This is a genomic window from Salinirubellus litoreus (assembly GCF_037335815.1).
In the GTDB taxonomy this organism is placed as follows: Archaea; Halobacteriota; Halobacteria; order Halobacteriales; family Haloarculaceae; genus Salinirubellus; species Salinirubellus litoreus.
Genome location: NZ_CP147841.1, coordinates 4,561,507 through 4,586,115 on the forward strand (window position 1 = coordinate 4,561,507; position 24,609 = coordinate 4,586,115).

Annotated in this window: 21 protein-coding genes, 1 tRNA gene and 2 pseudogenes; 15 read left to right on the top strand and 9 right to left on the bottom strand. The window is 67.5% G+C overall.

The features are described 5' to 3' along the window. Window positions 1-20: 20 nt before the first annotated feature. Window positions 21-1,184, top strand: a complete 1,164-nt coding sequence (locus tag WDJ58_RS22675; protein WP_338915591.1) for an MFS transporter — start codon at window positions 21-23, stop codon at window positions 1,182-1,184. Window positions 1,185-1,280: 96 nt separating this feature from the next. Then, window positions 1,281-2,573, top strand: coding sequence for an O-acetylhomoserine aminocarboxypropyltransferase/cysteine synthase family protein (locus WDJ58_RS22680; RefSeq protein WP_338915592.1), 1,293 nt, complete (start codon window positions 1,281-1,283; stop codon window positions 2,571-2,573). A gap of 411 nt (window positions 2,574-2,984) precedes the next feature. Here WDJ58_RS22680 and WDJ58_RS22685 read toward each other — a convergent pair whose 3' ends face one another. Continuing rightward, window positions 2,985-3,248 carry a hypothetical protein gene (locus WDJ58_RS22685; RefSeq protein ID WP_338915593.1) on the bottom strand — a complete coding sequence of 88 codons (264 nt, stop codon included), beginning with the start codon at window positions 3,246-3,248 and terminating at the stop codon, window positions 2,985-2,987. Window positions 3,249-3,317: 69 nt separating this feature from the next. Then, window positions 3,318-3,950: a phosphoserine phosphatase SerB gene (gene serB / locus WDJ58_RS22690; protein ID WP_338915594.1), complete on the bottom strand. Its 633-nt coding sequence runs from the start codon at window positions 3,948-3,950 to the stop codon at window positions 3,318-3,320. Between the two features lie 107 nt (window positions 3,951-4,057). Here serB and WDJ58_RS22695 point away from each other — a divergent pair, with 107 nt between their 5' ends. The 7 genes from WDJ58_RS22695 (at window position 4,058) to WDJ58_RS22725 (ending at window position 9,103) form a co-directional block, all read left to right on the top strand. Continuing rightward, on the top strand, window positions 4,058-4,468 hold the full coding sequence (locus WDJ58_RS22695) for a Rid family detoxifying hydrolase (RefSeq protein WP_380659948.1): 411 nt from the start codon (window positions 4,058-4,060) through the stop codon (window positions 4,466-4,468). Window positions 4,469-4,522: 54 nt separating this feature from the next. Further along, entirely contained in the window at window positions 4,523-4,903 is a 381-nt protein-coding gene (locus WDJ58_RS22700) for a Rid family detoxifying hydrolase (protein WP_338915596.1), read from the top strand. A gap of 309 nt (window positions 4,904-5,212) precedes the next feature. After that, window positions 5,213-5,293, top strand: a tRNA-Ser gene (locus tag WDJ58_RS22705). A gap of 369 nt (window positions 5,294-5,662) precedes the next feature. Beyond that, window positions 5,663-6,064 (top strand): DUF7383 domain-containing protein, encoded by a 402-nt coding sequence (locus WDJ58_RS22710; protein WP_338915597.1) that lies wholly within the window; start codon window positions 5,663-5,665, stop codon window positions 6,062-6,064. Window positions 6,065-6,243: 179 nt separating this feature from the next. Further along, window positions 6,244-7,926 carry a thermosome subunit beta gene (gene thsB / locus WDJ58_RS22715; protein ID WP_380661538.1) on the top strand — a complete coding sequence of 561 codons (1,683 nt, stop codon included), beginning with the start codon at window positions 6,244-6,246 and terminating at the stop codon, window positions 7,924-7,926. A gap of 269 nt (window positions 7,927-8,195) precedes the next feature. Continuing rightward, window positions 8,196-8,471: a YgaP family membrane protein gene (locus tag WDJ58_RS22720; RefSeq protein WP_338915598.1), complete on the top strand. Its 276-nt coding sequence runs from the start codon at window positions 8,196-8,198 to the stop codon at window positions 8,469-8,471. 89 nt (window positions 8,472-8,560) lie between these two features. Continuing rightward, window positions 8,561-9,103: a CDP-2,3-bis-(O-geranylgeranyl)-sn-glycerol synthase gene (locus WDJ58_RS22725; protein WP_338915599.1), complete on the top strand. Its 543-nt coding sequence runs from the start codon at window positions 8,561-8,563 to the stop codon at window positions 9,101-9,103. 1 nt (window position 9,104) lies between these two features. Here WDJ58_RS22725 and WDJ58_RS22730 read toward each other — a convergent pair whose 3' ends face one another. Further along, on the bottom strand, window positions 9,105-10,175 hold the full coding sequence (locus WDJ58_RS22730; protein WP_338915600.1) for a pyridoxal-phosphate dependent enzyme: 1,071 nt from the start codon (window positions 10,173-10,175) through the stop codon (window positions 9,105-9,107). 144 nt (window positions 10,176-10,319) lie between these two features. Between WDJ58_RS22730 and WDJ58_RS22735 the strand changes: the two genes are divergently transcribed. Further along, window positions 10,320-11,687, top strand: coding sequence for a TIGR00341 family protein (locus WDJ58_RS22735; protein WP_338915601.1), 1,368 nt, complete (start codon window positions 10,320-10,322; stop codon window positions 11,685-11,687). 1,134 nt (window positions 11,688-12,821) lie between these two features. Here the strand turns inward: WDJ58_RS22735 and WDJ58_RS22740 are convergent. Further along, the gene (locus WDJ58_RS22740; protein WP_338915602.1) at window positions 12,822-13,778 is read right to left on the bottom strand and encodes a succinylglutamate desuccinylase/aspartoacylase family protein; all 957 of its coding nucleotides are present in this window, start codon (window positions 13,776-13,778) and stop codon (window positions 12,822-12,824) included. A 119-nt stretch (window positions 13,779-13,897) separates the two neighbouring features. Between WDJ58_RS22740 and WDJ58_RS22745 the strand changes: the two genes are divergently transcribed. Beyond that, the gene (locus WDJ58_RS22745) at window positions 13,898-14,218 is read left to right on the top strand and encodes a DUF7536 family protein (RefSeq protein ID WP_338915603.1); all 321 of its coding nucleotides are present in this window, start codon (window positions 13,898-13,900) and stop codon (window positions 14,216-14,218) included. Window positions 14,219-14,224: 6 nt separating this feature from the next. Here the strand turns inward: WDJ58_RS22745 and WDJ58_RS22750 are convergent. Next, a pseudogene (locus WDJ58_RS22750) lies at window positions 14,225-15,438 on the bottom strand (potassium channel family protein). 152 nt (window positions 15,439-15,590) lie between these two features. Between WDJ58_RS22750 and citZ the strand changes: the two are divergent. Together citZ and WDJ58_RS22760 are read left to right on the top strand one after the other, a co-directional pair. Next, window positions 15,591-16,751, top strand: a complete 1,161-nt coding sequence (gene citZ, locus WDJ58_RS22755) for a citrate synthase (RefSeq protein WP_338915604.1) — start codon at window positions 15,591-15,593, stop codon at window positions 16,749-16,751. Window positions 16,752-16,831: 80 nt separating this feature from the next. Beyond that, on the top strand, window positions 16,832-17,233 hold the full coding sequence (locus tag WDJ58_RS22760) for a gamma-glutamylcyclotransferase family protein (protein ID WP_338915605.1): 402 nt from the start codon (window positions 16,832-16,834) through the stop codon (window positions 17,231-17,233). Between the two features lie 110 nt (window positions 17,234-17,343). Here WDJ58_RS22760 and WDJ58_RS22765 read toward each other — a convergent pair. Then, window positions 17,344-19,279: pseudogene (locus WDJ58_RS22765) on the bottom strand (ABC transporter ATP-binding protein). A gap of 107 nt (window positions 19,280-19,386) precedes the next feature. Continuing rightward, window positions 19,387-19,926, bottom strand: coding sequence for a DUF192 domain-containing protein (locus tag WDJ58_RS22770; RefSeq protein WP_338915606.1), 540 nt, complete (start codon window positions 19,924-19,926; stop codon window positions 19,387-19,389). A 307-nt stretch (window positions 19,927-20,233) separates the two neighbouring features. On the opposite strand from WDJ58_RS22770, the gene WDJ58_RS22775 reads away from it, so the two are divergent. Beyond that, window positions 20,234-21,154 (top strand): twin-arginine translocation signal domain-containing protein, encoded by a 921-nt coding sequence (locus WDJ58_RS22775; protein ID WP_338915607.1) that lies wholly within the window; start codon window positions 20,234-20,236, stop codon window positions 21,152-21,154. A gap of 121 nt (window positions 21,155-21,275) precedes the next feature. Then, on the top strand, window positions 21,276-22,289 hold the full coding sequence (locus WDJ58_RS22780) for a hypothetical protein (protein WP_338915608.1): 1,014 nt from the start codon (window positions 21,276-21,278) through the stop codon (window positions 22,287-22,289). 337 nt (window positions 22,290-22,626) lie between these two features. Here the strand turns inward: WDJ58_RS22780 and WDJ58_RS22785 are convergent, their stop codons facing one another. Then, window positions 22,627-22,794, bottom strand: a complete 168-nt coding sequence (locus WDJ58_RS22785; RefSeq protein ID WP_338915609.1) for a hypothetical protein — start codon at window positions 22,792-22,794, stop codon at window positions 22,627-22,629. 314 nt (window positions 22,795-23,108) lie between these two features. Then, window positions 23,109-23,735 (bottom strand): tyrosine-type recombinase/integrase, encoded by a 627-nt coding sequence (locus WDJ58_RS22790; RefSeq protein WP_338915610.1) that lies wholly within the window; start codon window positions 23,733-23,735, stop codon window positions 23,109-23,111. Between the last annotated feature and the right edge of the window lie 874 nt (window positions 23,736-24,609).

Consider the following 24,609-nt stretch of genomic DNA (forward strand, 5'->3'; position numbering starts at 1 on the left):
CGGTCGCAGTCGACCCACCAGTGTCCTCCCAGGCGCACCCGCGTCCGTGGCTCGTCCTCGCCGGGTGCTTCCTCGTCTCGACCGGCTTCAACGCCTACCTGTTCGCGCCCGCGCCCCTGGTCCCGCTTCTGGTGGGCGAGTTCGGGATCGACAAGCCGGCCGCGGGGCTGGCGATCAGCGCCGTCTTCCTCGCCTGGGTGCTCCTCCAGCTCCCCGGCGGGCTCCTCATGGACCGCTACGACAACCGGCTGCTCGTCTGGGCCGGGGCGGCCCTGCTGTTCGTCGCGGCCGCGCTGGGCACCGTCGCGCCGAGCTACGGGACGTTCCTGCTCACCCGCTTTCTCGCCGGCGGCTCCGCGCTGTTCCTCTGGACGACGGGCGCGAACGTCGTCGACCGGTCGTTCCCGGCTTCGAGCCGGGCGATCGGCACGGGGATATTCATCGCGAGCGCCCCCGCCGGGGTCACCCTCGCGCAGTTCGCCGGCCCCCTGATCGCCGCGGCGTTCGGCTGGCGGGCCACCCTCGTCGCGTACCCCGCCGTGACCGCGGTCGGACTCCCCCTCCTCTACGTCCTCCTGCGCGAGCCGGTCCGGAACGAGAGCCGTCTCGGGCTCTCGACGTTCGCCGCGGCGCTCCGGGACCGGACGATCCTGCTGGTCTCGGTCAGTAGCTTCTGTGCGTACTCGCTGTTCGTCTTCTTCAACTCCTGGATGCCCACCTACGGGAAGGACGTCGTCTCGCTCGACCTCGCGACCGCCGGGGCGATGACGGCGCTCGTGCCGGCGATGGGCCTGCTCGCGCGCCCCGGCGGCGGCTGGCTCTCGGACCGGATCGGCGGGCGTCGTCGACCGGTCCTCGTCGCCACGTTCGTGCTCGTCCTGCCCGCGCTCGTCGGGGTCACGCTGGTTTCCTCGACGCTCGGGTTCGCCGCCGCGCTCGTCCTGGCCGGCGTAGGGTCACAGCTCGGTACCGGTGTCTTCTACGTCTACGTCGGCGAGCTCAGCGCCGAGGAGACCCGCGGGACGGGGCTGGCGGTGCTGACGACCCTCTCGATCTCGGGTGCGCTGACCGCACCGGTCCTCACGGGCTGGCTCATCGAGCGGTTCTCGTGGGACGCCGCCTTCGGCTTCGGCGGTCTCCTCGCGGTCGTGGGCGTCGTCGCCGTCGCGCTGGTCTCGGAGTAGTGCCCGTTCGCGGGGAGCTCCCGATGGGCGTCACAGACACGGGCAGCCCTTACCGCGGGTGGGAACGTTGAAACCTCCCGCGCGCGACGGCGGGGTATGGCAGACGATAGCGAACGGAGCTTCGAGACGAACGCGCTCCACGCCGGCCAGGAACCCGACCCGACGACGGGCGCACGCGCCCCGCCCATCTACCAGACCACGTCGTACGTCTTCGACGACGCCGACCACGCCGCGCGGCTGTTCGCCCTGGAGGAGGCGGGGAACATCTACTCGCGGCTGATGAACCCGACGAACGCGGTTCTCGAAGGGCGCATGGCGACCCTCGAAGGAGGGGTCGGTGCGCTCGCCACCGCGTCGGGGATGGCCGCGCTGAACCTGGCGACGTTCATGCTCGCCGAGGCCGGCGACAACGTCGTCACCGCGTCGTCGCTCTACGGCGGCACCTACACGTTCTACACGCACACCGCGCCGCGGCGTGGCGTCGAGGCGAAGTTCGTCGACACGCTCGACTACGAGGCCTACGAGGAGGCCATCGACGAGGACACGGCGTACGTCCACTGCGAGACCATCGGCAACCCCGCTCTGGACACGCCGGACTTCGAGCGGCTCGCGGACATCGCCCACGAGAACGGCGTTCCCCTCCTCGTGGACAACACGTTCGCCACGCCCGCACTCTGCTCGCCCATCGAGCACGGCGCGGACCTCACCTGGAGTTCGACCACGAAGTGGATACACGGCCACGGGACGACCATCGGCGGGATCCTCGTCGACGGCGGCTCGTTCCCCTGGGAGGACCACGCCGAGAAGTTCCCCGAGATCGCGAAGGAGAACCCCGCCTACCACGGGGTGAACTTCCGCGAGCGCTTCGGCGAGGCGGCGTTCACCTTCGCCGCGCTGGCACGCGGCCTGCGTGACCTCGGCAACCAGCAGGCCCCCTTCGACGCCTGGCAGACCGTCCAGGGACTGGAGTCGCTCCCGATGCGGATGGAACGCCACTGCGAGAACGCGATGGCCGTCGCCGAACATCTCGACGACCACCCCGACGTCTCGTGGGTCATCTACCCCGGCCTTTCGGACCACGAGACCCACGACAACGCGAGCAAGTACCTCGACGGCGGCTACGGCGGGATGATCGCCTTCGGGCTCGAGGCGGGCTACGACGCCGCCCGGAAGACCGTCGAGAGCACGGAGGTCGCGAGCCTGCTCGCGAACGTCGGCGACGCGAAGACGCTCGTCATCCACCCCGCATCGACGACCCACCAGCAGCTCACCGAGGAGGAGCAGCTGGCCGCGGGCGTCAGACCCGACATGGTCCGGCTCTCCGTCGGCACGGAGGGCGTCGAGGACATCAAGGCGGACCTGGATCAGGCCATCGAGAAGTCGTCCTGAAGGGAACGCACACCGGAGGGCGGGCCAGCCGCGCGGGTCCTCGTTCCCGGCCCCCGGGAGCCAGGATCCCGCGTTATCGCCGGGGGAGGACGACCGCTAGACGATCACCATGACCGAAACTCACCGACCCACTGTGGAGACACACGTCGGACTCTGGATGCTCGGACTCCTCGGTCTCCTCGCGTTCATTGGCTTCCAGGCGTTCGAGCGTCACGACCCGCTTTCCTGTTCTGGTTCGCGTTCGCCGGGTTCTTCTCGTTCCTCGGCTACCGGTGGGAGCGGCTGAAGTACCTGGGACTCCTCGGGGTTCTGGGCCTGCTCGTCGCGATCCTGGGCGTGTTCGGAGCCTTCCCGGTCTGATCCGGACACGGCCGACAGGGATCGGACGGGAGCGGGCGGGGCACCGTGTCCCTACCGCCGGAACAGCAGCGCGCTCACGCCCACGACGACCGCAGCGGGGTAGGCGGGGTGCTGGAGCGAGAACGCCACGAACCGGTCGACCATCGCCGGAGGGAGGTCGACCCCTCCCGCGCCGACCGTGACGCCGAGCGAGGAGAGGACGACGCTCGCCGCGAGGAGCGCGGCGATACCCCCGGCCGTCCGGAGCGGGTGGTCCGCGGCCCACCGGAGCACCGGACCGGCGAGGAGGAACAGCGCGCGAGCGACCAGTCCCATGGACGAAACGTGTCTCTCAGAGCACAAAAGCTTGCGCACGACATCCGTCCGACGGAAGAGGGGCCGGAATCAGAGCAGGCCGCGCGACTCGAGGAGGTCCCGGAGTTCGGCCATCGATTCGACGACGACCTCACAGTGGGGCTCGACCGCGGGCTTGGGCTCGTAGCCGACGGCGAGGCCCGCCACCTCCAGCATCGGGAGGTCGTTCGCGCCGTCGCCGACCGCGACCGTGTCGGCCATGTCGACCCCCAGGTCCTCGGCGAGGTCTTCGAGAGCAGTGTCTTTCGTCCCCTCCACCAGCGGCCCCTCGACCCGGCCGGTGAGGTGGCCCTTCCGGGAGACGAGGTGGTTGGCGACGATCGTATCGACCTGGACGCCGGTGGCGGAGAGGGCGGCCTCGACGCCGCGGTCGAACCCGCCGGTGAAGATGGCCACGTGGTGGCCGGCCTCCCTGAGCGCCGCGATCACGTCGGCCGCGCCGGGACGGAGTTCGACGCGCCCGAACGCCTCCTCCGCGGCCCCCTCGTCCAGCCGGAAGAGGAGGTCGGCCCGCTCGCGGAGGCTCTCGGCGTAGGAGAGCTCGTCGTTCATCGCCCGCTCGGTGATCTCGGCGATCTCGTCGGCGACCCCCTGCTCCTCGCCGAGCAGCACCATCATCTCCGAGTCCGAGAGCGTCCCGTCGAAGTCGAACGCAACGAGCATGACGGGCGTTCCCGGCCACGGGGCTTGAATGGTGCCGTTCGAGCGGTCGGCGTCCGGGATCGAGGACCGACCCGTGGCCGAGGCCGACCGGCGAACCCGCCGAACTTATGCCCGCGGGGGAGCCAGCCCGGGTCGTGAAGGAGATCGTCAGCACGAACGCGGCACCGGAAGCGGTCGGCGCGTACAGCCAAGCGACGACGAACGGCGAGCTGGTGTTCACCGCCGGACAGATACCTCTCACCCCCGATGGGGAGATGCTCGACGACGCCCCGATCGCCGAGCAGACCGAACAGGCGCTCGACAACGTCACCGCGGTCCTCGCGCAGGCCGGCGCGTCGATGGACAGCGTGCTGAAGGTGACCGTCTATCTCGACGACATCGAGGACTTCGAGGAGATGAACGAGACCTACGCCACCTACTTCGAGACCGAGCCGCCCGCCCGGTCGGCGATCGAGGTCGGCGCGCTCCCGAAGGGCGTCGGCGTGGAGGTCGAGGCGGTCGCCGTCGTCGAGGAGTGAACGCACGGGCGATCACCCCCTGCACTTATCCTCTCGGCGTCGTCCCATCGGGATATGAGGGAGATCGTCAACACGAACGCGGCACCGGCGGCCATCGGCGCGTACAGCCAGGGAACGACGAACGGCGAGCTGGTGTTCACCGCCGGACAGGGGCCGCTCGATCCCGACGGGGAGGTGCTGGAGGACGCCTCGATCGCCGAGCAGACCGAGCGGGTGCTGGACAACGTCGCCGCGATCCTCGAGGAGGCGGGGGCGTCGATGGACGACGTGATGAAAACGACGGTGTTCCTCGACGACATCGAGGACTTCGAGGAGATGAACGAGACCTACGCCACCTACTTCGAGACCGAGCCGCCCGCCCGGTCAGCGGTCGAAGTGGGTGCGCTCCCGCTCGGTATCGGCGTGGAGATCGAGGCGATCGCCCTGGTGGAGTGAGACGGTCGTGCGTGACGATTTACCGTCGATCACCCGGCCGAGGTCGGTCATCGCCGGTAGAGGACTACGCACGACCGTATGAAGCCGCGAACGAAGGCGAGCCTGCTGTGGGGTCTCATCGGCGCGCTCGTCTTCCTCGTCGGCCTGCAGGCCTTCCGGCTGGTGACCGGGGAGGGCCACGTTCGGCGTGACCGCCGGGGTGGCGCTGCTGGTCGGCGTCGTCGCGAGCGTGGCCGCGTACGTCGTCGAAGACCGGGCCCTCGGGGAAAAGGAACAGTCTTAAGCGGCGGAGCGGGCTGCCTCGCCCGAGCCGGGATGGCCGAGTGGTAAGGCGCACGCCTGGAAAGCGTGTTCCCTCTGGGATCCAGGGTTCAAATCCCTGTCCCGGCGTGCTCTGACGCGAACTTCGGCGAGCACCGCGTGGCGTGTGTTCACCATTCGTGAGCGGCGACACGACCACGACAGGATTTGAGTACCGGTCGCAGCGTCCGAACGGAGTGAGGGCGACCGTCCGGTTTCGATTCAAATCCCCGTCCCGGCGTGTTCTCGGGCGAGCGATCAGGTGAGCCGTACGCCCCCCGTCGATGCGAGCGCGTGTCTCGTCCACGACAGGATCCGAACCCGGCCCTCTGGTTCGGATCCCCGGCCCGATGCTTCCGTAACGAGCGGCACGGTCGGAGCGATAGCGGCGGCCCCGGCTGGTCGGAGCCGTAGACCGCTAACGCCGGGTCTATACACCCACCCATCGATATCCCGCGCATGACCGACCGCCGGGCCAACTACGCGCTGGTGACGTTCATGGAGCACCTCGGGGAGATGGAGTCGCAGCTCGACGTCGAGTGGGCGGAGTTCGTCGGGGACCGGACCACGGAGCTGACGTTCGAGGTGTCGACCGACGATCCGAGCGACGCCTACCTCCAGCTGCAGGCCTACGACGTGGGGACGTACGGGCACGACGTCCTGCTCAACGGGCAGTCGCTCTCGGGGTTCGACATCCCCCCATCGCAGGGCTGGCAGTCCTGGATGGACGCGATCACCGGAGCCGCCCTCCAGGGTGGGGAGAACACGCTCCAGTTCGTCCGCGAGACGGACTCGAACGACTCGTTCGTCGTCGGGAACGTCGTCGTCAACTGGAGGGAACCGACGGGGAGTGGCGTATAAACCCCGCTCGAAACGGCCCGGACCCGGATAGCGTATCATGCGTGAACACGTCGCATAGACACCGGGTACTGGGTCGTAGTACCGCGATCCTGTCGGTTTATCGTCGTGCCGACCGATCGACCCGGTGAGCGCGAAACACGAAATTTTATATAGAACCGTGGACAACGAATCGTCTGAACATGTCTCAGCGAATGCAGGGTCAGCCGATGATCATTCTCGGCGAGGACTCCCAGCGAATGAAGGATCAGGACGCGCAGAGCCACAACATCAGCGCGGCTCGCGCGGTCGCGGAGTCCGTACGCACGACGCTCGGCCCGAAAGGGATGGACAAGATGCTCGTCTCCTCGATGGGCGACGTCACCATCACGAACGACGGCGTCACCATCCTCCAGGAGATGGACATCGACAACCCGACGGCCGAGATGATCGTCGAGGTCGCCGAGACACAGGAGGACGAGGCGGGCGACGGGACCACGACCGCCGTCGCGATCGCCGGCGAACTCCTCAAGAACGCCGAGGACCTCCTCGAACAGGACATCCACCCGACGGCGATCATCAAGGGGTTCCACCTGGCCTCCGCGAAGGCCCGCGAGGAGATCGACGACATCGCCGTCGACGTCGACACCGACGACGAGGAGGTCCTCCGGAAGGTCGCCGAGACCTCCATGACCGGCAAGGGCGCGGAGCTCAACAAGGAGCTCCTCGGTCAGCTCATCGTCGACGCCGTCCGGGCCGTGACCGTCGAGGCCGACGACGGCTCGAACGTGGTCGACCTCGACTACGTGAACATCGAGACCCAGACCGGCCGCTCGTCCGGCGAGAGTGAACTCCTCCGCGGTGCGGTCATCGACAAGGACCCCGTCCACCCGGACATGCCGGACACGTTCGAGGAGGCGAAGGCGCTCCTCATCGACGAGCCGATCGAGATCGAGGAGACCGACGTCGAAGCCGAACTCCAGGTCGACAGCCCCGACCAGCTCCAGCAGTTCCTCGACAGCGAGGAGCAGCAGCTCCGCCAGAAGGTCGAGCAGATCAAGGACGTCGGCGCGGACGTCGTCTTCTGCCAGAAGGGTATCGACGACCTCGCCCAGCACTTCCTCGCCAAGGAGGGCATCCTCGCCCTGCGGCGCGTGAAGAAGTCCGACATGAAATTCCTGCGGGAGGTACTCGGCGCGAGCATCGTCAGCGACCTCGACGCCGCCCAGCCCACGGATCTCGGGACGGCCTCGATCCGGCGCGACGAGGCCGACGAGCTGTTCTACGTCGAGAACGCCGACGACGACGTCGAACAGCACGGCGTCACGCTCCTGCTGCGGGGCTCGACCGAGCACGTCGTCGACGAGCTCAAGCGCGGCATCGGTGACGCGCTCGACGTCGTCTCCCAGACCGTCGCCGACGGGCGCGTGCTCGCGGGCGGCGGAGCCGTCGAGGTCGAACTCGCCCGCCGCGTGCGCGACTACGCCGACTCCGTCAGCGGCCGCGAGCAGATGGCCGTCGAGGCGTTCGCCGACGCGCTCGAACTCGTCCCGCGCGTGCTCGCCGAGAACTCCGGGCTCGACGCCATCGACACGCTGGTCGACCTCCGCGCGGCCCACGCCGACGACGACCCGCGCGCCGGGCTCGACGTCTTCACCGGCGACGTCGTCGACACCTACGAGGCCGGCGTTGTCGAACCCGCCCACGCCAAGGAACAGGCCCTCTCCTCGGCTACCGAGGCCGCGAACCTCGTCCTCAAGATCGACGACATCATCGCCGCGGGCGACCTCTCGACCTCCGGCGGCGAGGAGGAGGGAGGTGCACCCGGCGGCGGCATGGGTGGCGGCATGGGCGGTATGGGCGGTGGCATGGGCGGCATGATGTAGGAGCCTCGGGCACACCCAACACACCAGCCCGCCGAACCGCCGTTCGACCGATTTTCTCCTGCGACGACTCGCGCAAGACCCGCACTCCCGACAGCCCACACGGCGGTCGACGGGCGCCGCTGTGAGTTCCGATACCGACCCGTTCAACGCCCACGGTGCGATAGGGGCCACCCGGTGGACACACCCGATCGGACCCACGTTCTCACCGGACGGGAAGCAGAGAGTAGTTTATAATAGTGCGGATAGTACACAACCATGGTGTACTCGACATGGAGAAGAACGTCGGTGGATACGACCGGATAGCGCGGTTCGTGGTCGGCCCGATCCTCGTGGTCGTCGGGTTCGCGGCGTTCGGTGGCCTGCTCACGCTCGCCGCCGGAACGGTCGGGCTCGCCCTCGCGGCGGTGGCCCTGCTCGTCGGTATCGTCTTCGTGACGACGGCGACGATCCAGAAGTGCCCGCTCAACGCCGCACTCGGGCTGAACACGTACCGTGAGAGAGAGGAGACCGAGTCGATCGACCCGGAGACGGGGCGCGCTGCCTGAGCCGATCGTCGACCACGATCCGGTCCGGATGCACCGTTCTCCCGGTCCGAAATCCGCGGAACTAAGCCCGGGGACGTGGACGCTTCCCCATGGTACTGGAGGCGGTCGGCGTCGCGTTCTGGACGATGCTCCCCGCGTACGTCCCGAACAACGCGGCGGTGCTGTTCGGCGGCGGCCCGCCTATCGACGGCGGGCGGACCCTCGGCGGCAGGCGGCTCCTCGGCGACGGGAAGACCTGGCGAGGGACGTTCGTCGGCACGGGAGCGGGAGCGCTGCTCGCGCTCGCCCTCGACATCCTCCAGCCGACGGTCGTCACCACCTCGGGACTCGCGCTCCCGACGTTTCCGCCGCTCGTCGCCCTCTCGCTCTCGGCCGGGGCGATGCTCGGCGACATCGCCGCGTCGTTCGCCAAGCGCCGAACCGGCCGCGAGCGCGGGGCCGCCTTCCCCGTCGTCGACCAGCTCGACTTCGTGGCCGGGGCGCTCGTCCTCACGCTGCTCGTCCGGCCGGGCTGGTTCCTCGAGACGTTCACGCCGGTCGTCCTGGCGGTCGTGGTCGTGATGACCCCGCTGCTCCACGTCGGGACGAACGCGGGCGCGTATCTGCTCGGACTGAAGGACGAGCCCTACTGAGTCAGGTCTTGAGCCCCGATCCCGAGAGGGCGACGACGACATCCGCGTCCGGGCCGAGGTCGCCACGATCACGGTACTCGCGGAGCGCCGCGGGCGCGACCCCACAGGTCGGCTCGGTGTAGAACCCCGCGGCGTGGAGGTGATCGAGTTCGCGCTCGGTCGTCTCCCGTCCGACCGCGATGGCGTCGCCGTCGGTGGCCTGGATGGCCTCGCGTATCTCCGCCATCCGGACCGGCTCGCGTATCTGTATGCCGTCGGCGAGATCGTTCTCCTCGTCCGAGGGACCGTGGAGCGCCTCGGCGATCGGGGCGTAGCCAGCCGCCTGCGCGCCGAGCAGCCGCGGGACGCGCTCGGTCCACCCCACGTCGCGGAGCGCGGTGAACCCCCGGTAGGCCCCGAGGAACATCGTCCCGTGGCCGAGCGGGAGGACGACGGCGTCGGGGACGGACCAGTCCCGCTGTGCGGCGATCTCGTAGGCCATCGTCGCCGTCCCGGCGAAGAACGCGGGGTTCCACGCGTGGCTGGCGTACCATCCCTCGCCCGCTTCCACCGCGGCCACACACGCCTCGGTGACGGCCTCCCGTTCGCCCTCGACCCGTTCGACCGCCGCACCGGTGCGCTCGATGGCCCGGAGCTTCGAGGCCTTCACCGAGGCGGGCACGTAGATCCGCGCGTCGATCCCCGCCCGGGCGGCGTAGGTGGCGACGGCCGCGCCCGCGTTGCCGGAGGAGTCCTCGATCACCCGATCGACGCCCAGTTCGGCCGCCCGCGAGAGCATCGTCGCCGCGCCGCGGTCCTTGAACGAGCCCGTCGGGAACGTGTAGTCGAGCTTGAACCCGCAGTCCCACCCGGGCGCGTCGACGAGCGGCGTCCACCCCTCGCCGAGCGTCACGAGGGGGTCGACTGGCAGGAACGGCTCGAACGCCCAGAGACCGTGGCGAGCGTCGGGCACCTCGGGCGGGGGCCCGTCGGGGAGCGGCCGCTCGGCGAATTCGAGGGGCTCGCCGCACTCGCACCGCCAGCGGTCGGGATAGGTGTTCCCGCAGGCGGGACAGCGGAGATCGGCTGGCATGGTTCGTGGTGTGTACGGACGGGTCGTGTAGGTGTCGATGGGGCCGGCGGGCGATCCGGGACCGATCGGCGCACGGGGGGGCGGTTTCGGGCGCGGGGAGAGGGTCGACGGAACCACTTTCCGGATCCGGACGGTACCGGTCACGTGCGACTCATCCAGATCTCCGTCCCCGACGCTCAGCGGGAGACGGTCGTGGAGGTCCTCCGCGAACAGGGCGTCGGGTTCACGGAGGCCTCGGCCACCGGGGAGACGACCGATCACACGCTCGTCAACATCGCGGTCCCCGCGGACGCGGTCGAGCACGTTCTCAACGAGCTCTACGACGCCGGGGTGGACGAGCGGACGTACACGGTGTCGCTGGAGACGGAGTTCGCGATATTCGAGGGGATGGACGAACTCCAGGAGAAGTGGGCGAACACGCCGAACAGCATCGCGCCGCGAACGCTCCGCGCGAAGGCGAAGGGCCTCCAGCTGAACAACCGCTCGTACCTCTGGATGATGTTCCTCAGTACCGTGGTGGCGACCGCCGGGCTACTGCTGAACTCGCCAGCCATCGTGGTCGGCTCGATGGTGCTCGCGCCCCTCGTGAGCCCGATCCTGACGGCGAGCGTCGGCGGGGTCCGGAACGACCGGGAGATGGTTATCTCCAGCATCTTCCTCCAGGCGCTCGGGCTCGGGGTGGCGGTGGTCGGAGCGATCCTGCTGGCCGCGAGCATCCGCTACCTCGGAGTCGTTCCCGGGTCGTTCGGGATCCGAAACGTCGCGACGATCGGCGGTCGGATCGCCCCGAGCATCCTGGCCGCGGCGGTCGCCCTCGCCTCCGGGGCGGCGGCCGCGTTCGGCCTCGCCTCGAAGGGGGACGTGAGCATCGTCGGGGTCATGATCGCGGCCGCGCTCATCCCGAGCGCGGCTACGGCGGGTATCGGCATCGCGTGGGGCGAGTTCGTCGTGGGCGCGGGCGCGCTCCTCCTCCTGGCGCTCAACGTCGTCCTCGTCAACGTCAGCGGGTTCGCGACGCTCTGGTACCTCGGTTACCGACCCGACGACATCGACACCAGCGTCTTCGACGTCGGTACGCGCGAGGAGATGGTGACGGTCGGCACGACCGTCCTGGTCGTGGGACTCGTCGTCGTCGGTGTCGGCGTCGGGTTCGCCTTCCAGAGCTCGTTCGAACACACCGTCAACGGGGTCGTCGCCGAGACGCTGGCCGGCGAGGACTACCCCGGACTCGCGGTCGAAGGGACCACCGTGGAGTACACGGCCCCGGGGCCGCTCGAGGACGGGCCGGTCATGGTCACGCTCCAGGTCGCCCGGACCGCAGACCGGTCATACCCCGACCTCCCGAACGTGCTCGACCGGCGCATCTCGGAGCGGACCGGCCGGGAGGTGACCGTCGAGATAACCTACGTCGACTACCACCGGTCCGACGAGCGGCTGACTCGTACGCATGGGTACTCGACGCGCTCCCGATCGCTCGGCGAGTCACTCCCGGTGGGCCGGTCTCCGGCGTGATCCGCATCCACTACTGGTCGGGCGAGGAGAGCCGACCCCGAGTGAGCCGCGTCGGGTACGACGCGGCTCAGGACCGGACAGACTCCGGAAGTGCATCTGTCGACCCGGGGCACGACCGCGATGACCTCGTCGAAAGGGCACTCGCGTTCTGGCGGTCGCGGCGAGTTCGACTGCGTTTCTCTGATCCCCCACTCTGGAGTCTAATGCTCTCCAGAGAAGGATCCACAGAACACGGGACCGACAGACCTCGTTTAAGCCTTATCAGCGGATACGAACCGCCTGCTGAATAGAGGGTGTATATGCAGCACGACAGCACTGTTTGTTCGAAGAAATCCGACTAGACAGACGATGATGAATCAGCGGGCAGCACCGGAACCATCGCGTAGATCTCAATCGGCGCTACCGGGTTGAAGCACCCCTCTGCTCTGGGTGGTCAAAGCTGGCCCATCACGACGAGAATTGATCGTCGCCCCACACTCGGGACACTCGTAGTCAAGATGGTCGGTGTGCACTTCGATGATCCAGTCTCCATTGATTCGACTTGCGTGATTACAACTGGTACAGTAGAGTGTCGCCTTGTGAGATGACTGGCGCTCAGAGGCCGTATCGGAGGAAACCATTCTCCCATCTATTTTCCGACTGGTGATAAGGATATGCTTCACCTCAGTGCGTAGTTGGTACTAAATAGAGAGACTAGCAACTCCTCGATCGGAACAGAGGGAGAGGCCGATCAAACGGAGGATGGAGGTCTCAAACCGGAGATGGAGTCGATCTTAACAGGGTCGAGTGCAAGATACGCGATGTATTCAGCACGGCCGCTGAAACGGGTCACTTTCGGACTATTTCGACAGCGCCAACCGATCTGATACTGTCGGCATCCGCGCCGAGCGAAGCGAGGCGCGGTTCACCCGCTCCGAGCGGCGAAGCCGCGAGGAGCGCAGTTTCCCCACGTTTTTGCGAGCCGAGCGGGACGGCTCCGCCGTCCCGCTGGCCGTGCGAACAGGCGGCTTCGCCGCCCGTGAGCAGAGAGTGGTTCGCGAGCGGAGTCGTTCGAGAGAGCGAAGCTCTCGTGATGACGAAAGGCGCAGAGCGCCTTTCGAACCACGAGCGAACCCGACGAGTAAAAAGTGGGTTCTAGTAGTCGTCTACGTCCGTCCCGACGGAACAGACGTACTCGCCGGCGGCGACCTGCGGGAGCCGCCGTGCGCGCCAGAACACCCCCGAGGAGTCGGCGGTGACCGTCGACTTGACGTTGCCGAACGCGTCGGTCACCTCGAAGAGGTCGTCGCCACGCGAGACCTCCTCGCCGAGGTCACGAAGCAGGGTGACGAGCCCCCCGGCCGGCGAGCCGTACTGGTCGAAGCCGGTCGCCCGGACCTGCGGCTCGGCCGCGACGGTGCCGTCGAGGAAGCCGTAGTGGGTGAGGACGTTCATCACGCCGCGGACGCCGATCCGGATCGACTCCTCGTCCCAGCCGACGCTCCCGCCGAGTTCGGGGTCGATCGTGGGAATACCCTCGTCGGGGGCCGCTCGCGCGAGCTGGCCGTCGGGGCCCTTCTGGTCGAGGATGTAGCCGGTGCCGAACACCTTGGCGAGGTCGAGACAGTCGCGGTGGAGCCGATGTCGGGGGCCACACCGCACCCGCGCCTCGTTGATCATCCGCGAGGTCGAACCCTGGTGGAGGTCGAGGACGAGGTCGGCGCGGGTCGCTGCCTCGAAGGTGGCGTGGGAGATGCGCTCGCTGGCGGTGCCGTTCGCGTCGCCGGGATACGTTCGATTGAGCTTCGTGTCGTCGATGGGGTTGCGGTGTTCGGCGATCTGGAACCCGTAGTGGTTGACGATGCCGACGACGAGGACGGTCCCGGAGAGTTCGGCGGGATCGACCCGGGGGACGAACCGCTGGACGACGCCGAGGCCGTTGAGTTCGTCGCCGTCGGAGACCGCCTGGACGTAGAGGGTCTTGCCGTCCCGAGCGCCATTGATAACGCAGACCGGGAGGGCGACCTCGGAGCCGTCACGGGCCTCGCCGACCGGCAGGCGACCCACGGACACCTCGCCGGGGGATGCGTTCGCCGTGCCGAGGGTGGTCATTACTACTCCAGCGTAGGGCGATATCCTTAGACCGTTCGGTATCGGCACATGGCTCCACAGCAGAGGCGAGCGGGGCCGATGCCCGACAGTATATCCGTCCGGCTCCCCTCCGTCGACGTGTGAGCGATGCGAGGCCCCGGCCGGGGACCGATGCCACCGACGACCAGCCGGGACGACCGGGGACCGCCGCCTTCCTGGCGGCGCTGCGGGTGCGGCGGAACGCGAAGGTGGGGTTCGCCCTCGGGACCGTCCTCGCGCTGGCGCTCCTCACGCTCGTCGTGCGGGGAGCCGCGGCCGCACAGTATCCGGTCTACCTCTACGCGGCGCTGGCGTTCGTCCTCGCGGTCGGCGTCGGGCTCCTCCTGACCGCCGCTCTCACCGTCGGGGTGGCGGTCAGGCGAGCCCGCGAGATGGACGGGGAGACCGGACGTCCGGACTGACGGCGGCTACGCCCCGACGCCGGCCAGCGTCGACAGCCGCTCGGCACCGGCTCGCGTCCCCTTGGCGACGAAGACGTCGCCGGCGTGGAGTTCGGTGCCCGACCCGGGCGAGACCACCCAGTCGCCGAGACGGGTGGCCCCGGCCTGCCGGCCGCGCCGGACCGCGATGACGCGCATCCCCGTCTCCGTCTTGACCATCGCCTCGCCGAGCGTGGCCCCGTCGAGACGTGATCCGGGAGCCACTTCGAGGCGGACGATCACCTCGTCGGATTCGCGGACGGCCTCGGCGATGACGGGGTGGGTCCCGAGCCCCCGAAGGACGCCCTCGCTGATCTCGAGGGCGGCGTCGCTGATGACCTCCGTCGCGCCGGCGATGTGCATCAGTCCCCGTAGCTGGACCGGATCGTCCATCCCGGCGGCGGCCCGGAGTATCCACGCCTCGAAGCGGTCCTCGAGGGCGTCGACCTCCGCCTCGAGTTCGAGCACCTCCTCGGCGATCCCGTCCGAATCGAAGAGGACCGCGCCGTAGGCGAGGTCGACCGCGAGTTCGGACATGTTCTTCATCAGTACGACGCTGTCGACGGCGCGTTCGAGGTCCTCGACGGTGGGCTCGGGCGCCTCCGGCGGCTCGTAGGCGTCCCCGGAGAGGGACTCGTACACCTCGGAGACGCCCTCCTCGGGCCCCTGAGGAGCGCGACGTCCCCCGCCCGGAGGACCGTCTCGTGATCCGGGTTGGTGAGCCAGTCGCCACCTCGACGGACGGCGATGACCCGTACTCCCGTACTCGTCTCGAGGTTCGCCTCGCCGAGCGAGCGCCCGACGAGCGGCGAGTCGGGCGTCACATCCACTCTGACGAGCGTCTCGACGGCCTCCGGGAGGGCGTTCCGCATCGCCTCGGGGAGGCCCACGTCCTCGAGGACGACCTTGGCGATGTCGCCGGCGGCGTCGCTGATCTTCTCGGCCGCGCCCACAACCCCGAGGACGGGCGCGAGTGCCTCCGCGTCCTCGGGGTTGCGGGCGGCCATGAGCAGGCTCATCCGGGCCTGCATCTGGAGGACGTCCATCCGCTCTTCGAGTTCGAGCACCTCCCCCGCCACCGCGTCGCTACCGAGCAGCACCGCCGAGTACGAGAGGTCGATGAGGAGTTCGGCGGTGTCCTTCATCTCCGCCAGCACCGCCTTCACCGAGACGGGCTCGTACTCGACGTCGTCGACGGCCATGCCCGTCGGTTCCGCGCGGTCGGGCAAAAGCGTTCCCGGTGCCGGTCGGGGACGCCGTTCGACGCCCACCTCCCCCCGTCAGGGCGAAGGAGTGCCGTGGGCATGTGGTCGCAACGACAACCCTTTTGCCACAAGCATAGGTAGCCTCCGGCATGGCCGACGAGGAACTAAGGAAGGGTCTCGAGGGCGTGCTGGTGGCCGAATCCGAGCTCTCGTATATCGACGGGGACGAGGGACGGCTGGTCTATCGGGGGTACGACATCGAGGACCTGGCTCGGGGGGCCAGCTACGAGGAGGTCGTCTACCTGCTCTGGCACGGCGAGCTCCCGACGCGGGAGGAGCTCGACTCGTTCACCGAGTCGATGACCGACGAGCAGTCGGTCGACCAGGAGGTCATCGAGGTGGCGCGCCGCCTCGCCGACGCCGGGGAGACCCCGATGGGGGCGCTCCGGACGCTCGTCTCGTATCTCTCCGCGGAGGACCCGGAGGCCGACTCCGAGCCGACCGACCTCGACGCCGCCGCCCGGAAGGGCCGCCGCATCACCGCGAAGATACCGACCGCGCTCGCGGCGTTCGACCGGCTCCGCCGCGACGAGGAGGTCGTCGAACCCGACGAGGAGCTCGGGCTCGCCGCGAACTTCCTCTACATGCTGACCGGCGAGGAGCCCGACGACGTGGCCGCGGAGACGTTCGACATGGCGCTGACCCTCCACGCCGACCACGGCCTGAACGCCTCGACGTTCACCGCGATGGTCGTCTCCTCGACGCTCGCGGACCTCTACTCCTCGGTCGTCGCCGGCGTGGGAGCACTCTCCGGACCGCTCCACGGCGGGGCCAACCAGGACGTGATGGAGCTGTTCTTCGAGATCGCCGAGGCCGGTGAGGACCCCGTCGAGTACGTGGCCCGCCTCCAGGACGAGCGCGAGGACTGGCGCGTCCCCGGGATGGGACACCGCGTATACAACGTGAAGGACCCGCGGGCGAAGATACTGGGCGCGAAGTCGAAGGAGCTCGCCGAGGAGACCGGCGAGCGGAAGTGGTACGACATGGCCGCCGAGATCGAGCGCTACTTCGACGAGGAGAAGGGGCTCACGAAGCGCGGCATCGCACCCAACGTCGACTTCTACTCCGGGACCGTCTACTACCAGCTCGGCATCCCGATCGACATGTACACGCCCATCTTCGCGATGAGCCGTGCCGGCGGATGGATCGGCCACGTCCTCGAGTACCAGGCCGAGAACCGCCTCATCCGGCCGCGCGCCCGCTACGTCGGCGAGAAGGACCGGGAGTTCGTCCCCGTCGACGAGCGGTAGGTCGGCTCCGGTCCTCCGCCGGTTCCCACGACCCCGCTACGAACCCTGTTACGACCTCGCTACGAACTCCGTTACGACCCATGGACGTGTTCGTCTACGGGACGCTCACGGATCTCGATCGAGCCGCCGCAGTGCTCGGAGCCGACAGGTTCAGGGACCGTGGCTCGACGCGCCTCTACGGCCTCCGACGCGTCGACGGCCGCTACCCGACGCTCGCACCCGGCGGGCACGTCGACGGCCGACTCCTCCGCACTGAGCGGATCGAGGCGCTCGACCGGTACGAGAGGGTAGCGACCGGACTCTACGTCCGAGTATCGGTGCCGGTTAACGGGGACGGAGAGGGGTGCGCGGCGGTGTACGTCGGCGATCCGAAGCGACTCGACACCGCCGAACCGGTCGAGTGGTCCGGCGAGGGGTCGTTCGTAAAGCGGGTCGAACACTACGTCCGTGAGAACCGGGTAGCGATCGAACGGCACGACTGACGGCTGGTTCGATCGGACTCCGGGGACTTCATACGGTCGTGCGTAACGATTTACCGGTGATCGTCCAGGCGGGTTCGGTGATCACCGGTAAAAGACTACGCACGACCGTATCAGTCGTCGGTCGCCTCGATCCGTGCCTGTCGCCTGGCGGCCCGCTCGACGAACTCGTCGGGGAGTTCGTCGATCTCGCCCGCCTGGACGCCCCAGAGATGGGCGTAGAGGCCGTCCTCGTCCAGGAGGTCCTCGTGGGAACCCCGCTCGACGATGCGGCCACCTTCGAGGACGACGATGGTGTCGGCGTCCTTGATGGTCGAGAGCCGGTGGGCGATGGCGAACGTCGTCCGGTCCTCGGTGAGTTCGTCGAGCGAGCGCTGGATGAGCATCTCCGTCTCCGTGTCCACGTCGCTGGTCGCCTCGTCGAGGACGAGGATCTCGGGGTCCTTGAGGATGGCCCGGGCGATGGAGATGCGCTGGCGCTGACCGCCCGAGTTTCACCCCGCGCTCGCCGACCTCCGTGTCGTAGCCCTCGGGGAGGTTCGAGATGAAGTCGTGGGCCTCTGCCATCTTCGCGGCCTCGACGATCTCCTCGCGGGTGGCGTCGAACGTCCCGTAGGTGATGTTCTCCGCGACGGTGCCGTAGAACAGGAACGTGTCCTGGGAGACGTAGCCGACTCGCTCGCGGAGGCTCGGGATCGTCACGTCCCGGAGGTCCTGGTCGTCGATGGCGATGCGCCCCTCGTCGACGTCGTACATCCGGAGGAGGAGTTTGAGGACCGTGGACTTGCCCGCCCCGGTCGGCCCGACGAGCGCCAGCGTCTCGCCGCCGTCGACCTCGAAGGAGACGTCCTCGACGATGGGCTCGTCCTCGTCGTAGCCGAACGTCACGTCGTCGTAGACGACACGACCGTCGCTCACGACGAGTTCGTCGGCGTCGGGGTCCTCCGCGATGCGGGACGGCTCGTCCATCAGCCCGAACAGCCGCGCCGAGGAGGCGTACGCCCGCTGATACATGTTGATTATCTGACCAAATTGGGCCATGGGCCAGATGAACCGCTGGGTGAAGAGGATGAACCCGACGAACTGGCCGGGGGTGAGTTCGCCGCTGAAGAACAGCGGGGCGCTCCCGGTCGCCTGGTAGGTCAGCACCCAGGCTCCCCCGAGGACGAACGTGAGCACGAACCCGATGCCGGCCATCACCCGCAGGGCGGGGAAGAACTTGATCCGGGTGCCGATGGCGTCCCAGTTGGCGTCGAAGTAGCCCTGCGAGACGTCCTCGACGCGCTCGGACTCGAAGTCCTCCGTGTTCGAGGTCTTGATCACCTGCACGCCACCGAGGTTGTTCTCCAGTCGGGAGTTGACCTGCCCGACCGACGAGCGGACCTCGGCGTACTTGGGCTGGATCGTCTTGATGAACCGGTAGGTGAAGTACGCGATGAGCGGGACGACCCCGAGCGTGACGATCGCGAGCTGCCAGTTCCAGTAGAGCAGGATGGCGGCGATGCCGACCACCATCACACCCAGCCGGAACGCGGAGTTCATCCCGTCGTTCAGGAACCGCTCTAGCCTGTTGACGTCGTTCGAGAGGATGGACATCATCTCGCCGGTCTGCTTGTCGGCGAAGAAGTCCATGTTCAGCCGCTGCATCTTGTCGTACGTGTCGGTCCGGATCGCGTGCTGGATGTGCTGGGCGAAGGAGTTCCACCCCCAGTTGCGGGTCCAGTGGAAGGCCGCCCCGCCGAAGAACGCGAACGCGATGAGCCCCGCCGAGAGGTAGAGCTGGCCGGTCCTCGTCGCCGGGAGCCACGCCTCGGGGACCAGCGGGATGCTAAACGGTCGCTCGTCGTAGAAGATCGAGTCGACCGCCAGCGCGAGCAGCACCGGCGGCATCAGGTCGAGCACCCGGGCGACCACGCTCGACAGCAGCCCGACGGCGAACGCGCGCCTGTTCTCCCCGCCGTACTCGACGAACAGCCGCCGCATCGGGTCCTCCGCGTTCTCCCGTTGTTCCTCGAACGGGTCGTCCTCGTCGGCCGTCGCTACATCCATCTACTCTAGTATCGGGGTTCGCCGCGCAAAAGGGTTCGCTTAACTCGATACAAGTTCACACGCCGACACGACGCGAGCGCCACGATGACACTCGCTCCGACGGTGACTCACTCTTCGCCCAGATCCTCGATGACGACCCTGTCCCCGGGCTCGACCCCGTGGCGGGTCGTCCACTCGTAGTTCACCTCCAGGACGTACTGGCCCTCGCCAGGGTAGCGGTAGTCCTCACCGTCCTCGCCCTCGGGCGGCTCGGGCGCATGGTGGATCGATTTGATCGTCCCGTTCGCGCCGACGTAGACGATGTCGATACCGAACGACATGTCCCGCATGACGTACGTGAGCTCCCGCTCGGAGTCGTAGGTGAACAGCATCCCCCGATCGGCGGGGAGCGACTCGGTCTTCGAGAGCCCGGTGTAGCGCTTCTCCGGCGTGTCGGCGACGGCCACCCGTACCGTGCCGAGTTCGGTCCCGTTCCCGTCGAGGACGGTCACCGTCGCGTGGTCGTAGCGTCCCTCCGTCGGCGAGGGGTCGCACCCGCACTCGTACCCGTCCCCTCCGCCGTCCCGGTCGCGGGCGCGTCCGTGGCTGTCGGCTGGTAGCCCGGCCCCCGACGAACGGCAGGTACGCGCCGCTGACGACGATGGCACCGCCGGCCAGCAGGATCAGGAGTGCCGTGAGGACGAGGCCGCTGCGGTTCACACCCGATGTGGGAGGGCGACGCGCCTAAGCGTTCCGCCAGCGTCCGGCAAGATCGACCCTCTCAGGCCTGTGCGGACGAGCGTGAATTCGTCCGTTTCCCACCCCGTCGGAGGCGAGGGGGAGTGATCTGGAGTCGATCGAGCGGCCGCATTAGTATTGTGAATTAGCCCGTTTTCTCCGAATCATTCTCGTAGCCTGGGAACGTGCTAGTATGTATATATCTGCCCGTACCGAGCCTATTAGAGGTGATCGGAAGTGACTATCACGAACCACGGAGAGGAGAGTAGAGATCGAACAGGACACGACGGCACCGGGTGCGGACGCCCGAGGCGGACGTTCCTGAAGGGGGTCGGACTCCTGGGTGCGGGCGCGGTGTTCGGACCGTCGCTGGCGTCGCCGGTCGGTGCCACCCCGGAGTCGTCGATACCGTCCCTGGCGGCGGCACTGGACACCCCGGCGTTGGGAACCGAGTTCGAGGTGACGTACGGTGGGGGAGGCGAGGATCGGTTCTCCGACGTCGTCCAGGCGAGCGATGGCGGCTACGTACTCACCGGAATCACCAGGTCCCCGAGGGGCGACCGCCGGGGGCTCGTGGTCAAGACTGACGACGAGGGGGCGATCGAGTGGGAGTGGGTGGACACCGACCGGAACCCGAGCATCCTCCGGACGGTCGTCGAACTCGACGACGGCTACATCTTCGGTGGGCAGGCCAACGGCACGAGTCTGGTCACGTATCGGTACTGGCTCCTGAAGACGGACTTCGACGGGAACGTCCTGTGGGAGCGGACGTACGGAGTCCCCGGCTACTATGCGAACGCGCGCGCCGCGATCCCGACCGCAGACGGCGGGTTCGCCATCGCTGGGGAGGCCGCGCCGTCCGGGAAGGGGATCGATTTCTACCTCGTCAAGACCGACGGCAACGGCGATCAGGAATGGGCGAGGAGCTACGGTTCTGCGGTACGAGAGCGCGGAGGCCCTCCTCCAGACGGCCGACGGCGGGTTCCTCCTCGGCGGCCGGGCGAACGACCAGTACCTCGTTCGGACGGACGCGGACGGAAACGAACAGTGGCGGAAACGGTTCAGACGATCGGGCATTCAACGGATTACGGCGCTCGCCGCGGCGTCCGACGGATACCTCCTCGCGGGGTGGACCACTCACGAGACGGCCGGCGGTGAGGACGTCTACCTCGTCAAGACGGACTTCGACGGGAACGTCCTGTGGGAGCGGACGTACGGGGGCACGGGTGACGATCGTGCGCTGGGTCTCACCACCACCGCCGACGGTGGGTTCGTACTGGTGGGAGAGACGAGGTCGTTCGGTGCCGGGAGCCGGGACGGATACCTGGTCAAAGTCGACGCGGACGGAACCGAACAGCTGACGGCGACGTTCGGGGGGGTCAACGACGACACGTTCAAGAGAGTCGTCGAGACGAGCGACTCCGGGTACGCCGTGGTCGGGCAGACGCGATCGGCGGGGGGCGGGGATTTCGACGCCTGGCTGGTGAAGACTGAGCCCGTCTCGTCCGGCCCTTCCCCGCCCGATTCCATCCCGTTCACCGCCACTGTCGAGTGCGACACGGCACGCCCCGCACGCGTCACGGTCACGAACGTGAGCGACGTCACCTACGAACTCCGGGACATCGACTCGGCGGGGATCGACGCCCTCACCGGTCGACCCCTCCTCGAACCCGGTGAGACGTACACGATGGATCACCTCCCGAACGGGGTCGCCGTCTTCCGGGCGTTCGAGCCCGGGACGAACACGCCGATCGGTCCTCGACGGCGGGTCGAGATCGACTGTCCCCAGCCCCTCGAAGTGGCCGTTCGCGGGCGGAGGATCGACATCACGAACGGTGGCGGTCGGACCGTCCAGGTCCGCGACCTCGACGCCAGGGGCGGCAACCTCCTCACCGGTCGGCCCCGGCTGGACCCCGGTGAGGTACTGACGAAGCGTGGCGTCGCTCCCGACAGCTACTACGTCCAGGCGTGGGACGGCGGCGAGAATGCCCGGCTCGCGCCGCCGATCGAGGTGGTCGTCGAGGACGACGAGGCGTTCTTCGACGTCGAGTACGTCGCGACCGGTTCGAGCACCAACGCGGGCGACGAGTATCGGATAGACGTGGGTATCACGAACACCGGCACGGAGCCCGGAATGCGGCGGGTCGAGCTCAGATTCGACGACGAGGTCGTCGCGACGAGGGCTAGAACTGGACGCGTCGGCCTCGACCGGGATCAGGTTCGTCCTCCCGGGCGAGCGGACCATCGAGTTCGAGCCCAACCGGTCCTACACCGTGACAGCCGACACCGGTGACGATACCGGGTCGACCGAGAAGTACGTCCTCGCCACGATCCCTGGCATCGCCGGCCGGTTCGTGATCCCCGAGCGGACCGAACCCGGATGGGAGTCGCTTGCTCCTCGCGTCCGCTCCTCGCATCGGGACCGGCCGGATTTTGAACCGGAGCCGTTCCGCTCCCTCCGTTCTCTCCACGGCAGGGTTCGAATCGGCCGGCCGTGCGGTTCGCTCGTTACGTCGGTTCACGGCTCCCTACGGTCGCCGTTCACACGAGGTTCTCGCTCTGCTCGAACCTCGCTGTTCCTCGCAGAACCGCTATGGGACCGCCCGGATTGAAGCCGAGTCGATTTCGGGTCACTGGTCCTCACCCCCCTCGTCGAAATCGAGCCGATCAAGGTACGGTCGCCGCCGCTTTTCCATCTCCTCAACGTACTCCGGTTTGTCGTAGTGCTTCTCAATCATGCTCACTGAGGTGTCCGCCCGCTCGGCGACGACGTCGGCCGGGATCTCCTGGTTCCGCATCCAAGTGATCGCGCCGGTGCGGACCTGATGTGGGCTCCGAGAGGACGGGCACTTACTGGCCGTCGAGTAGGTGAGGAACTCGCACGTCTCCCTGTCGTTTCCGTGCGGACAGTCAGAATGGAGACAGGGAACGGTGGCGAGGTACATCCACCCCCGGATTCCGCCGAGCGAGGGGCGGCCTCGTTGCCCGGTGAAGAGTGGTCGCCGGCCGTAGTCGTCTCGGATCTCGACGCGGTTCTCCTCGATGTAAGCATCGAGGACGGCACACGCCTCAGCTGGGAGGGCGACGGCTCGCTCCCCCTTGTAATTGTTCTTCAGCGGCGTTTCCTCGCTCGGCCGGTGATGATACTCAAGGTACTGCTCGTCGGAGTGGTAGTCCCTGAGATCGAGCCCCGGATCGCCCCGTTCCGCGGAGGGCCACCGAACCACGTCAGTGTGAGGAGTGCGTGGGCTCGCGAGTGTCGCTCTCGCGGGTCGTTCTGATAGTAGGTGAACAGCCGTTTTGCGTCCTCCTCGTCGAGCTTAGTCTCGTCGACGTCAGCCTCAGGCGGTACCGTCGGTGGTTCGACCTTCTCCGGGAGACTCTCGTCGACGAGATCGCTCCGCGCACAATACTCGAAAAAGTTCTCGAGCGTCCCGAGCTCGTTGTTGAGAGTGACCACCTCGAGGCCCTCCGCGCGGCGGTAGGCCTCGTAGGATTTGAGATCCCAGCCGGTGATGTCGCGGATCGAGTCGAGCCCCTCGGCCTCGCACCACTCGATAAAGTGCTTAAGCCGATAGTGGTAGGCCGAGACCGTCGACTCGGCCATCGAAACGCGGAGTTTGTCGAGCCAGTATTCGCGGACCTCTCGCGGAGAGAGGTCGGGAATCCGATCCCCACCGTCGGCCGTCGGTGCGATTCTAATGCGGTAGCTCCCTGGATTGGTGCATGATTCACTCATTAGTCGTAGACCTCCTGCAGGTACTCCGCCCTATGGCGCGGACAGAGCGTTCTCGACTCTTTACCGGTATCCGGCTCTACTCTGGCGATAAGCTCCGATTCGTCACACGTCGCTACTTCGCATTCCGCGCTTTCGAGCGAGGTGATCGTCGCGATCGGATCAGGGGTGGGCATCAGGACGACACCCTCAGGTAATGCTTGCGATGGTACCGACAGAGCGGCACACTCTCCCCGTCGGCACCTTCTACACGGTGGACGTCCCTGCGTGAGTAGCAGTTCGGAGCGGCACAGAGGCTCGAGGAGACTCGATGCGGCTTATTGTCGATCTCTGGGTCGTCGTTTACGCTGGCAGACATTGCTAGCTTCTGGGACCCGGTTTGATTGGCACCGGAGAGCCCGGACCCACCAAGGAGGGTATGACAGACGGGGCGCTAACCGCCCCGAAATCTCTTTGAACCCAGATGCCCAACGCTCGGACACGGGATTCACCCCTCCAGGTGGTCCCTGGTTCGGCGATCGGGGCACGCGCTTTACTAGGCATGGTGCCCCGCGCCGTTCAGTTCTAATCACTGTCGAGTTGTACCTATCATGACCTGCTCTTATTCGTTAGTCTCGTAGTCGCTCACCATGTGTTCTAAGAGCTCTCCATAGGACTGTCCGCCCGTTTTGAGGCGGCGCAGCCGGTCACGAAGGGCAGGCCGTACAGCGATCGTCGTGTATCGGTTCTTGCCTTGTGACACAGAATCCCTCTATAGGGAGGGAGAATATAACTTATATGGAACTTCCTGTTTTATATCTACCTGTCATATCTTCTTGAGCAGGAAGAGAGTTACAGATCGAAAATGAGGAGAAGCGAGGGTCTCAGAGGAGACGGG

Bases quoted from the DNA above. Each gene is read 5' to 3' on its own strand.
- WDJ58_RS22710 (WP_338915597.1), top strand. From the start codon at position 5,663: ATGACCGACCGCCGGGCCAACTACGCGCTGGTGACGTTCATGGAGCAC.
- WDJ58_RS22700 (WP_338915596.1), top strand. From the start codon at position 4,523: ATGAGGGAGATCGTCAACACGAACGCGGCACCGGCGGCCATCGGCGCG.
- WDJ58_RS22680 (WP_338915592.1), top strand. From the start codon at position 1,281: ATGGCAGACGATAGCGAACGGAGCTTCGAGACGAACGCGCTCCACGCC.
- citZ (WP_338915604.1), top strand. From the start codon at position 15,591: ATGGCCGACGAGGAACTAAGGAAGGGTCTCGAGGGCGTGCTGGTGGCC.
- WDJ58_RS22785 (WP_338915609.1), bottom strand. From the start codon at position 22,794: ATGCGGAACCAGGAGATCCCGGCCGACGTCGTCGCCGAGCGGGCGGAC.
- WDJ58_RS22725 (WP_338915599.1), top strand. From the start codon at position 8,561: ATGGTACTGGAGGCGGTCGGCGTCGCGTTCTGGACGATGCTCCCCGCG.
- WDJ58_RS22740 (WP_338915602.1), bottom strand. From the start codon at position 13,778: ATGACCACCCTCGGCACGGCGAACGCATCCCCCGGCGAGGTGTCCGTG.
- WDJ58_RS22760 (WP_338915605.1), top strand. From the start codon at position 16,832: ATGGACGTGTTCGTCTACGGGACGCTCACGGATCTCGATCGAGCCGCC.
- WDJ58_RS22790 (WP_338915610.1), bottom strand. From the start codon at position 23,735: ATGAGTGAATCATGCACCAATCCAGGGAGCTACCGCATTAGAATCGCA.
- WDJ58_RS22730 (WP_338915600.1), bottom strand. From the start codon at position 10,175: ATGCCAGCCGATCTCCGCTGTCCCGCCTGCGGGAACACCTATCCCGAC.
- WDJ58_RS22685 (WP_338915593.1), bottom strand. From the start codon at position 3,248: ATGGGACTGGTCGCTCGCGCGCTGTTCCTCCTCGCCGGTCCGGTGCTC.
- thsB (WP_380661538.1), top strand. From the start codon at position 6,244: ATGTCTCAGCGAATGCAGGGTCAGCCGATGATCATTCTCGGCGAGGAC.
- WDJ58_RS22720 (WP_338915598.1), top strand. From the start codon at position 8,196: ATGGAGAAGAACGTCGGTGGATACGACCGGATAGCGCGGTTCGTGGTC.
- serB (WP_338915594.1), bottom strand. From the start codon at position 3,950: ATGCTCGTTGCGTTCGACTTCGACGGGACGCTCTCGGACTCGGAGATG.
- WDJ58_RS22695 (WP_380659948.1), top strand. From the start codon at position 4,058: ATGCCCGCGGGGGAGCCAGCCCGGGTCGTGAAGGAGATCGTCAGCACG.